General features: G+C 39.7%; 7 protein-coding genes. 2 read left to right on the forward strand and 5 right to left on the reverse strand.

From position 1 onward, the window contains the following. Positions 1-66 precede the first annotated feature (66 nt). Positions 67-282 (reverse strand): hypothetical protein, encoded by a 216-nt coding sequence (locus tag LQ227_RS08635; protein ID WP_230142739.1) that lies wholly within the window; start codon positions 280-282, stop codon positions 67-69. Between the two features lie 239 nt (positions 283-521). On the opposite strand from LQ227_RS08635, the gene LQ227_RS08640 reads away from it, so the two are divergent. Further along, positions 522-1,124, forward strand: a complete 603-nt coding sequence (locus LQ227_RS08640; protein ID WP_230142741.1) for a porin family protein — start codon at positions 522-524, stop codon at positions 1,122-1,124. A gap of 190 nt (positions 1,125-1,314) precedes the next feature. Further along, positions 1,315-3,147: a PQQ-binding-like beta-propeller repeat protein gene (locus LQ227_RS08645; RefSeq protein WP_230142742.1), complete on the forward strand. Its 1,833-nt coding sequence runs from the start codon at positions 1,315-1,317 to the stop codon at positions 3,145-3,147. Positions 3,148-3,219: 72 nt separating this feature from the next. Here LQ227_RS08645 and LQ227_RS08650 read toward each other — a convergent pair whose 3' ends face one another. From LQ227_RS08650 to LQ227_RS08665, 4 genes are all read right to left on the reverse strand, one after another. Then, complete coding sequence (locus LQ227_RS08650) at positions 3,220-5,064, reverse strand: RagB/SusD family nutrient uptake outer membrane protein (protein WP_230142746.1); 1,845 nt, start codon at positions 5,062-5,064, stop codon at positions 3,220-3,222. A 12-nt stretch (positions 5,065-5,076) separates the two neighbouring features. After that, positions 5,077-8,544, reverse strand: a complete 3,468-nt coding sequence (locus LQ227_RS08655; protein ID WP_230149025.1) for a TonB-dependent receptor — start codon at positions 8,542-8,544, stop codon at positions 5,077-5,079. Between the two features lie 263 nt (positions 8,545-8,807). Beyond that, positions 8,808-9,605: a DUF4397 domain-containing protein gene (locus LQ227_RS08660; protein WP_230149026.1), complete on the reverse strand. Its 798-nt coding sequence runs from the start codon at positions 9,603-9,605 to the stop codon at positions 8,808-8,810. 23 nt (positions 9,606-9,628) lie between these two features. Next, positions 9,629-11,239 (reverse strand): SusD/RagB family nutrient-binding outer membrane lipoprotein, encoded by a 1,611-nt coding sequence (locus LQ227_RS08665; protein WP_230142754.1) that lies wholly within the window; start codon positions 11,237-11,239, stop codon positions 9,629-9,631. Positions 11,240-11,247 lie beyond the last annotated feature (8 nt).

Genomic DNA, 11,247 nt, shown 5'->3' on the forward strand with positions numbered 1-11,247 from the left:
TTATTTGGGCTAAGCGTAAATTAAGCGTTACGCGAAAAAGAAGAGAATGAAAACAAGGAAAATTTATTAAAGTCTGTTACCCTTGGTATCGGCAAGTGCTTTTTGAATAGTAAATTCGATGTAGGTGCGGTCGCGTTTTACCAAACGCATTAAATCTTCAATCAGTTGATCTTCTTTGCCTGGCGTAAATGCTAAAGGCTCGTTCGCCAGATCGCGATATTTCCTTAAGAACTTGGTTTTTACTTTAAATGCAGTTTCTGAAGTAAGTTGAAAATTAGCCATGGCATATTTTATTTGATGCAAAAGTAAAAAATATTTGCTCAGGTTAATACCTTTTTATGTGATGTGACAAAAAAAGTGGAGATTCGCGGATTCTTTTTGCACGATAATTGTGTTAAAAGCACGTTATAAAACCTAATCGGTATAAAAACCGCTTAATACAAATTTTTAAAAATGAAACCATGGCAGGTATCATTGATCGTTTATGGTTTTATAACCTTTAAAAAACAAAATTAAACAACATGAAAAAAATCATCTTCTCTATTGTTTTCCTAACCTTGGGTTGGGCAACATCAAAGGCACAAACGTTTAACCTCGGGGTTAAGGCAGGCGTAAACTTAGCAAAGTTAAATGCAGATTTTGCAAGTGAAGAAAACCGTTTAGGTTATCAGATCGGTGCCTGGGCACGCATTGGTGGCGCTAGTTTGTATGTGCAACCAGAGGCTTACATTGGCAGCAAAGGCAATAAATTTATCAGCATTACGCAAGATAATGGGAACGAAGTTACAGCTGAAGGAAAAGTAAAATTTACCACTTTAGATGTACCTGTTTTATTGGGAACAAAATTTGGTGCTAAAAATTTAAACTTCCGCTTAATGGCTGGTCCGGTTATTTCATTTATTCTGGATGAAAATTCGTCGTTTAGTTCTGCCTATCAACAAGCAACCGATTTCGACAACTACAAAAACCAGGCGCTGGGCCTACAGGCTGGTGCTGGTGTAGATGTGGGTAACATTTCGGTTGATTTACGCTACGAAGCTGGTTTATCCAACATCAGTAAAAGTGAAAAATACAGCCAAAAGCCGAACTTGTTTCAATTGAGTTTAGGATTTAAAATTTTGTAATTTTTTCAACAAAACGAGTAAGAGGCGGCCAATGGTCGCCTTTTTTTGTTTAATCCTTTTTTTGCAATTGAAAAAGCTATTTCTTAACCTGTTACAGCACACTTATTAATATGTAAAATTGGCATTACAGCCCTGTTTAAGCCCTAAAAAATGTCGATTTTTATAGTAAAACAATTAAACGAAAAACAAAATGAAACATCCTATTCTTTTACTGTTTGCTATTATTATATCGCTCTCTGTAAAAGCCCAAAATTTTAAATATGCTTTTGTAACTGATACCCATGTTGGGTCATCAACAGGCGAAGAAGATCTTAACCGAACTGTTGCTGATTTAAATATGCTGAATGACATCGATTTTGTGATCATTACTGGCGATATCACCGAAATGGGCACTAATAACGAGCTTAAACTGGCCAAAGATATCCTATCGAAATTAAATAAACCATACCACATTATCCCTGGAAACCACGATACCGGATGGTCGGAATCAGGAGGAGTAAATTTTATCAAAGCGTTTGGCGGCGATAAATTTATTTTCGATCATAATGGCTACCGTTTTATAGCATGTGCATCTGGCCCTTACGTAAGGATGAGCGATGGGCACATTCCAAGGGATGCTACCGTTTGGCTGGATAGTGTGCTTAAAGCAACACCTAAAAATATGCCCATTATTTTTGCCAACCACTACCCATTGGATAACAGTTTGGATAATTGGTACGAAGCAACAGATAAGTTAAAGAAATATAATATCCAGTATGCCATTTGCGGCCATGGACACAATAATCATCCTTATAATTTTGAAGGTATTGAAGCCACAATGGGCCGCTCTAATCTAAGGGCAAAGGATAGTATTGGTGGGTATAACATTGTAACCATGACCAAGGATAGTGCATTTTTTCAGGTTAAAAAACCAACCCGGGATATTCTTCCGGTATGGCGAAAAATTGCACTAAAAACTTTTCTGGCCGATTCAAAAAAATATGATCGTCCTGATTTTGCCATCAATAGCAAATACCCGGGCACAAAAGAAGTTTGGACTTACCACTCTAACGCAAACGTAGTGAATACACCAACTTACACATCGAACAATGTTATTTTTGGCAATAGCTTAGGTTTGGTTGAAGCCTTAAATAAAAATACCGGGAAGAAAGTATGGACATTTAAAACCAAAGGCGCGATCTATTCATCACCAGTTGCTGTTAACAATATGGTTATCTTCGGTTCAGGCGATGGCACCATTTACGCATTAAGTGCAAAAACAGGAAAGGAAATCTGGCATAAAGAAGCAAGCAATTCGGTATTAGGTTCGCCAGTGGTTAACGGGCAAAAAGTGTACATAGGAGGCAGCGATAATACCTTTAGGGCATTGGATATTAAAACGGGGAACGAAATATGGGCATTTAAAGAAGTAGAAGGTACAATTGTGGGCAAGCCACTTATTTATCAGGGCAAAATTATTTTTGGATCCTGGGGCAGGCATCTATACGCACTTGATATTAACAGCGGGAACTTGTTATGGAAATGGAACAATGGCCAGGGCAACAGAATGTTTTCGCCAGCTATGGTAACGCCTGTTGCTTATAACGGCATCGTTTACATTGCAGCCCCTGACCGCTATTTAACAGCCATTGATGCTAACAATGGCAGCACGCTTTGGCGAAACAAAGAAGCTACGGTTCGCGAATCGATCGGACAGTCCGCAGACAGTACCATCATTTATGGCAAAACCATGCAGGACGAAATCGTAGCTTATAAAGCGCAGGCACAAGATCCGGGTGTACTTTGGCGATACAATGTGGGCTTTGGATATGAACATGTACCATCCATGTTGATTGAAAAGGACGGAAAGGTGTTTTTTGGAACAAAGAATGGTGTTATTTATGCTATCGATCCTAAACAACAAAGCACGGTTTGGGCACACAAAATAGATAATTCGATGATCAATACCGTAAATGTGATTGATGGAAAAAATATACTTGCGAGTACAATGGATGGAAAAGTAGTTTGGTTAAGCACGAAATAACAAGCATAAAAAAACCTCCTCAATCTTATTAAGTTTGAGGAGGTTATATTAATTCAACAAATACTTAAAGCACTACCAGCCTGTAGTTTGTGTAAGCTTATAGCCCTTTTCCTGATATTGAATAATCTGCGCCTGCCCTACTGGTGCTAAATATGCCCTATCTGTAAATGCATTTCTATTCGCCGCATTGGTAACCATCCAATAACCTACCATGGCCGCAGCATTTGTGCCATCATAGGTAACAATGGTGCCATCAGTCTTTTTAACCTTAACATTTCGAGCGGTTGCATTAGCGGGAGTTAAATAACTTGCAGCCTCGGTTTGTACATTAACCCATGGCCCCAAAAAATAGTCAGGATTGGTACTGAAATCCATATTGTTTAATTTTTTCCAGCGTTTTAAATCCAACAACCTGGTATGCTCAAACACAAATTCCATGCGACGCTCCCTGCGGATTTCCCAGATCAAGTCTGGAACATCGGTATCTTTAGCCGGATCAACAGGAAGTGCCCCTAACGTTAATGGAGCTGTTTTTAATACCCCTTTTGCAGTTGCCGCAGCATCTAAAGGCCGGTTTCTGATCGCATTTACCGATTTGTTCAAATCAGCCTGCGTTACGGCTGTACCACCAAAATACTGAGCCAGCACTGCTTTGGCTTCTATCCAATTTAATACTACTTCTGCTAACCTCATTACAGGTGCATCGCTCGTATTGGTATTGCTGCCCCATGCAGCCGGATAAGTTTTACCGATATAGGTTAAAGCCTCTCTTGATGCAAATTTAAAACCGTAAAGCAATGTTGCCGAAGGAACCAGGGCTTTATCATAAAATGAAGCTTCAAAACGGGGATCTCTTGTTTTTACCAGATCGGCAATTGTAAATGAGTTGGCTCCGGCAACAGCAGAGTTTTGCCATACTTTACCATCGTTAAGGAGGAAAGATTTGATTAAAACTAAATTTGCATCAACTCCTACTACCTCTGTTCCATTTTGGTAAGAACCAATACTGTGTGTAACTGTTAAAGCAGCATCGTAAGTCCTATAAAGCAATACTTCCGGATGCCCTGCCAGGTTATCACTCGAAAACAATGATTTAAAATCGCGGGTGAAATTATATTTGTTGCTATTGATCACATAATCGCCTGTCTCAACAGCAAATTCTAAGTATTTTTTTGCTCTTGCCGCATCTAAACCATGGTAATGCTCATAAGTTCCTTCAAATAACATGAATCTTGAGATAAAAGCAGCAGCAATGTATTTATTTAAAAACTGAGCCCCGTCATTTTCACGCATATTGGCCATCACAAATTTAAAGTCATCATATACTTTATCCATAACCACCCCCCTGGCATCTCTATCTTTATATAAAGCAGCCAGATCGGTATCCGAAAGCTCTTTATCAAAATAAGGCACATCGCCAAAAACACTTACCAAACGACTGTATTCAAACCCCCTAAAAAAACGGGCAACTGCTGTCCAGTGGTTATAGGCTTCGGTAGTAATTTTAGGCTTTGCCACATCGTTTAAACGGGCAAGCATTACGTTCGATTTTCTGATCCAGGCAAAATCCCAGGTGGGGCCTGCATAGGTACCCAACCAATCAGCTGCTTCAGAAACAGACCCTCTTGTAGTAGGCACACTACTTTCAAAGTTAATCTGAACATTTTTGCCTGTTAAATCATCAGAGAAAGTATAACCCCTAACAGGTGTATAATCAACTCCAAAGCCAGTACTGTAACCGTTAAAATAGTTCGGGTAGTAACTGTTGGCGTACATGCGGATATCATCTTCACCACGCCAATATTGTCCATCAACATAAGATGTTAAGGGTGGACGGTCTAAAACATCCTTATTACAAGACACCAGAAGTAGGCAGGCCATAACCGGCAAACCATATATGTATTTAAAATATTTCATCTTCTTAATTTTTTAAAAATTCAACTGAACACCAAAAGAAATACTCTTGAAGGCTGGGATTCCGGTTCCTGTGCGACCGCTGTTATAATTTGATTGATCCCAGATCGAATAGCCGCTAACACTCTCCGGATCGATTGGCAAATCACCCAAATGATCCCAGGTAAAGAAATTCTCTAATGCAGTATATACCCTAAGTGAGCTGATACCTACTTTTTTGGTCAACATCTGTGGAAAAGTATAACCAACGGTTAAATTTTTCAATCTTAAATAAGCCATATTTAACAGATAGCGATCCTGAACCTGCATGTTATTGGTGGTTCCACTGGCTGCATTGTTATAAGCAGCAGGGTAAAAAGCATCGGGTGTTTGCGGCGTCCAGTAGTTACCTGCAATTGCTTCGGGCATTGCACCATCAGCCGAGTTAAAGCCTGGGATAGCTAAAAATCCAGCACCCCATATTTTACGGCTACCTACACCCTGGAAAAATGCACTAATATCAACCCCTTTAAAATCGGCCCCCAGCCTAAAACCATACTCGTAACTCGGGTTAGAATTTCCGATTACTTCTAAATCGCCGTGATTGGCCAATGTACCATCTCCATTACTGATTTCCCCATCGCCGTTAATATCTCTAAACTTAACATCACCAGGGCCAAAACGGAAGTTGGATGAATTTTGTAAAAATGGTTGGTAAACTGGTTTTTCGCCATTTGGTCCGGCTTTTAGTTTATAGGCCTGCTTACCTGCATTCAGCTTACTTTCAGCAGATGTTAAAGCAATCAAGATTGGTTTACCCGAGCCATCTAGTTCAAAATCGCTGGTTTGGTACAATCTATCGGTACGGTAGCCCCAAATTTCGCCAATATCCTTTCCATTATAGTTATTAAGTACTTGCGTTCCAGAACCATACTCGGTTAACCTTGTTTTGGCATCAGAAATATTTCCTTTGAAATTAATTCCTAAACCATTTTTAAACCTGTGGTTAAAATCTAAGGTCAATTCCCAACCTCTGGTTTGTAGCGAACCGAAGTTTCCCTGTGGCGCTCCGGCACCAAAAGTAAAAGGAATGCCTTCCTGTGGCACAATCATATTATTGGTGTTTCTTTGAAAAACATCAAAAGAAAGATTTACCTTATTATTTAAAAGGGTTGCGTCTAGTCCTATATTGGTAGTTACAATATCCTGCCATTGAATTGCTTCTTTAATTGCATCAGGCGTACCTACATAATTTACTTTGGCACCGTTTGCACCAATCCAACTCGACTGTCCGCTTGGCATAGTTGCAATGTATAAATTGTTAGGTACGGTCTGATCGCCTATTGAACCCCAGGACCCTCTGAATTTTAACTGATTTAGCAGTGGTTTAGTCCAGGCCATAAAACTTTCTTCACTGGCTACCCAACCTGCCGAGAATGAAGGAAACCACCTCCACTGCAAATCGGTTGGGAATTTAGAAGAACCATCGTAACGCAAGTTACCTTCAATAAGGTATTTGTTTTTAAAAGCATAGTTTACACGACCAAAATATCCCAATTGTGCTTCCCATCTTTTATCTGACCCAGGAATGTTTATCCCACCTGGGATAATACCCATCACTGCGCTAGATGGAAGTACGGTTTGAAGTCCGGTACCAAACCTAAACTGTGGGTTTATGATATCGCTTAAATTGGTGATTTGACCAAACTGTGATTCTGCGGTAGATGTAACCCGGTTTAAACCTAAAATAAATTTAAAATCGTGGCTTTCCTTAAGGTTTAAACTATAAGTTGTAAAAGCATTAATGGTATGGCTAAAATAGCTTGTAGCAGATCGTGCAAAATGATCTGGACTTGAGCCTGGTGTGGTATACATATCCATAGACAGATCATAAGCTGCAATTGCGCCGGCTGTAGTGCTTGATACCACCTGGCCCTGATCGTTTACATAAACAGGTGCACCACTTGCATCTAAACGCGCTTTAGGTGCTACCCACGAGTTTCTTGCGGTAAATCTAGTGCCCGGTCTTTTCCAATCTTCGTTCTGATTGGTAAAAGTATAATCAAAATCTACCTTCCAGTTTTTTAAGATATTAACGGTAGATCCTAAATTTACATTGGCATAATTTAACAATATATTAGCGGTATTTGCTGAAGCCACTTCACTTTCAGGACTGCGGATGGCATCTCCATTCTCATCTTTGCCCAATGGGTACAAGGAACTCCAACGATATAAATACAACCATGGATCGGCAGTTGTAGAGCTTGTGGTATAAGCATATTGTTTATTTCTCCGTGAATATAATGCGCCCCCACGTATGGTAAGGTATTTGTTGATTTCACTTGAAATTTTAAATGAAGCATTGTAGCGCGTAAAACGATCTTCTTTTGCCGGCTTTAGCATCCCACTCTGATCGAGCAATGCAAGTCCGATATTATAAGATGTTTTTCCGGTTGTACCACCAACTGATAGGTTATGTTGTTGGGTAGGTGCCCATTCTTTGATCATATAATCGTAAGGATCGTAAGTTCTTACGCCCATTTTCTGGTTAGCACCCTGAACGTACCAATCTCTACCAAATACTGTTGGGTCGTTTGGCCCTATTGTACTGCCGTATTTCTCTTTCCAGGCAACCGCCTTTTCATAACTTGCTCTATCTACATAATAAAATGCGCCAACTGGTGTGGTTACACCAATACGTTCAGCAGCATCAACCGTATATTTCAAACCGTTTACATCAGCCATCTTTAAGTCTTTCCAAACGTTTTGGAAAGAAAAGTTATTTGAATAATTAATTGATGGCTTATCAGTGCCTGAGCCTTGTTTAGTAGTAATTAATACCACACCGAAAGCGGCCTTAGCGCCATAAATAGATGCTGCTGCTGCATCTTTCAAAATGGTAATAGAGGCAATATCATTTGGATTAACCAATTGGATGCTTGGAATCTCTACATTATCCAATAAAATCAACGGAGAACTTCCCCCAGCAAATGATGCCAATTGTCCTCTAATTTTGATCACCGGGTCAGAACCAATCTCTCCACTGGGAACAGTTACACTTAAACCAGATGCAGCACCCTGTAGTGCTCTACCAACATCTGCAATTGGCCTGCCCTCCAGCGTCTTTTTTACATCAATGGTAGAAACTGCTCCAGTAAGATTGCCTTTGCGCTGAGTTCCATAACCCACCACAACTACATCATCCAGCCCCTGAGCATCTGTTTTCAGGCTAACATTGATTGTTTTACCTGCGCCAACAGTTCTTTCTGTAGTTACATAACCGATATAAGAAAACACCAATATATCACCATTGGAGGCTTTTATAGAATAATTTCCGTCGGCGGTAGATTGTGCAACGATAGTGCTTCCCTTTACTCTAACGGAAACACCTGGTATTGGTCCATCCTCAGATGTAACCTTACCTGTAATGGTAGTTTGTTGTGCAATGGCATGGGCCAGCAACACAAACGTACCAAGAAAAATTAATAGTAGTTTTTTTTTCATAAACGTAAGTTTAGAATTGTTTTGTAGTTTAGTCTTAATACCGCATAAAACAGCAATATTTAAGTAAATATCACTAATTATTTGATTAAAAAAAACAAATTTGGTTTTGCAACATCTATATTACCGCACAAACACGCAAAAAAGCGCATTATCTGATTATTAAGCAGTTATTGCATTATCTTTATTTCTTTCTATGCTGCTAAAAAATCTGGGAAATGAAAAAGCCAACCGCTATGGGTTGGCTTTTATGTCTGTAATTTAATCTATCTGATTAAAAAGAACGATACGTAAGGTCTACGTGGTGCCGTTGTGATGCCACTATAGCCACTGGCAAAAATGGTATAAACCCTTTTGTTTAAAAAAGTACTTGCACTGGTATAATTAGCAAGAACTGTTGCGGTTGTTATTGCTGCTCCAGCCGGCCTGATTTTCCAGGTTTTTGATTGCGCAGACCTTAATGTAATCTCGTTAGTAATGTTTAAATAATTTACGTTGCCTGCAATGAGCGAGTCTTTTGTATTATCGCTTGCACTGGTTCCGTAATATAGATCTACAGATGGTACATTTGGCATTAAGTTGATAAACCGGTATTTACAATAGGCCGTATCCGGCCTGGTAAAACTTTCCTGAGTTAAAACATTCTTGGTATTTGCAGCGGTATCGGTAATATGCGCAACATAATTTTTGCCTGCTTCTATCTGGAAGGTTGTACTATATAACACAACCGAATCAGTTCCATCATCCTTCTTTTTGGGAAGGATAATCGATAGTTTTAGATTGCCAGGACTTACAGCAAGGAAATCAGCCGTAGAACTGCCTCCTGTGTTATACCCACCACCAGGAAAAGGAGTACGTGCAGTAATTACACTACTAACTCTTTTATCGTTAATTTTAATGGCTATCGCCCTATTGTTATAATAGTAAGAGGCATAGTTCACCTTTAATAAAGCCTGGTCGCTGGTCAATTTTTCTGTTTCACCATAATCGAGTACATTTTTGGTGCAACCCGTTAAAGCCATTGCAATAAACAGACTGGCAAATAAGTTAGAAAATATTTTCATCTTGATATTTTTTAAATTAAAAATTATGGCTGGCTAAACCAGGTTTCTTTGGTCATATAATCAACATCTAGCCCGCCCCACTTGCGTAACTCCTCACTATTCCAAACATATTCAGAATTGTAACGTGGCCTGAAACGGTAAGCATATTTCCCGCCTAAAAGAAGGTCGGCTGTAGGAATTTGATAGAACTGCCTGAATACCGTTGCACTGTAATGATGCTTCCTGATATCAGACCATTGCTCTAAACCGGCCCAGCCCCATTGGGCAATATATTTTTGCCCCATGATGTCGGCCAATGTTAGTGTTGCGGCACTTTGGGCAACTTCATTAGAGGCCAAATAAGTATTAATTTCGGTATCAGTTATCAAAGGATCAGGGTTTTTAGAAGCCCTGCCATAAGTGTTGCAAAAAACCATATGGCCAGATATACCAAGCCTGTATGCAGTAAAAGCATCTGCTGTTTTTCCCTGTAAAAACAAGGCTTCTGCTTTTGTAAACTGTAATTGCGAATAGGTCATGATCGGATATCTCGCTGCATCGGCAAAAATATATTTCCCATTATAGGTAGTAGCACCAGCGGGGATGCTTCCGAAAACAATAGGAAGACCAGATGTACTGCTTCCCTGCGTTGGAACGCCGGCAATATACCTGCCCAAAGTAGCTGTAGCCGTACTTGCCGGCAACATCCTGCTCAACCGTGGATCGAGTGAGCTTGTTGGATTTGTGGTAGGTACTCCCCTCACTCCACCTGCAAGATAGTTTAAGATAGTGGTCGAAATCCGTCCATAATAGGTAGCTGTCGGTCCTGAAGGATTGATATAACCCAATGTGGGACCGAATGGATTGGTATCATCGGTACTTGCCGCAGAGAAATAAACCGTTGCTGATTCCGCTTCATTGGCAAAAGATAAATCAGTGTATTTAACAACACTATCAGCATACATGGCAGTAAATCCTGGTTTATTGACCAAATGACTGTACTGTAAAGCGTAAATAGCATACACAAATTTTCTCCATTTGGCCATATCTCCTTTATAAATCCCATCTCCGGTAACACTTGCCAATTGTGTAGCATAATTAAGTGGGCTTTTCATTGTAGAATACTTAAGCGATTGCTCGCAATAGTAACGCACTTTTGCATATACCTCTGGCTGATCGTGGTAAGGAAACCTTAACATTCCTGGTGTAAAAGCCTCATCCAGAATAATCGGGCCATAGAGATCCGTTGTTTGTTGATAGGCCCAGGCCTTAATTGCATAACCAATTGCAGCATACTCATATTTTTGATTGGCAACTGCATCATTAATTAAATTTTCCAGGTTCAAACCCAAATCAACATAGGTCATTCTCCAGATTACACCTCCATTATCGCTCGAACGTACAAAAGTGTGTTTTTCAAAAGCAATAGATCCATCATCAGTTGATGCACCAATAAGATTTTGCGTAATTTTCCAGATAAAGCGGTAATCCTGTGAGGTTCCGTTTGTCATTTGAAATAGAATGGGAGGAAGCAACAGTTCTGCTTTACTGGTTTGAGGCACGGCAGGATTTGTATTGATATCGAGGTATTTTTTACATCCTCCGGCCATTAATAATACTGCCGCAGCAATATATAGTTTATATAATCTTTTCATGTTGTTCA

The sequence above is a fragment of the Pedobacter sp. Bi27 genome (assembly GCF_918698255.1).
Classification (GTDB): Bacteria; Bacteroidota; Bacteroidia; order Sphingobacteriales; family Sphingobacteriaceae; genus Pedobacter.

What these genes read in the sequence shown, in the direction of transcription:
- LQ227_RS08640 (WP_230142741.1), top strand. Translation starts at nt 522, where the DNA reads ATGAAAAAAATCATCTTCTCTATTGTTTTCCTAACCTTGGGTTGGGCA.
- LQ227_RS08645 (WP_230142742.1), top strand. Translation starts at nt 1,315, where the DNA reads ATGAAACATCCTATTCTTTTACTGTTTGCTATTATTATATCGCTCTCT.
- LQ227_RS08660 (WP_230149026.1), bottom strand. Translation starts at nt 9,605, where the DNA reads ATGAAAATATTTTCTAACTTATTTGCCAGTCTGTTTATTGCAATGGCT.
- LQ227_RS08655 (WP_230149025.1), bottom strand. Translation starts at nt 8,544, where the DNA reads ATGAAAAAAAAACTACTATTAATTTTTCTTGGTACGTTTGTGTTGCTG.
- LQ227_RS08635 (WP_230142739.1), bottom strand. Translation starts at nt 282, where the DNA reads ATGGCTAATTTTCAACTTACTTCAGAAACTGCATTTAAAGTAAAAACC.
- LQ227_RS08650 (WP_230142746.1), bottom strand. Translation starts at nt 5,064, where the DNA reads ATGAAATATTTTAAATACATATATGGTTTGCCGGTTATGGCCTGCCTA.
- LQ227_RS08665 (WP_230142754.1), bottom strand. Translation starts at nt 11,239, where the DNA reads ATGAAAAGATTATATAAACTATATATTGCTGCGGCAGTATTATTAATG.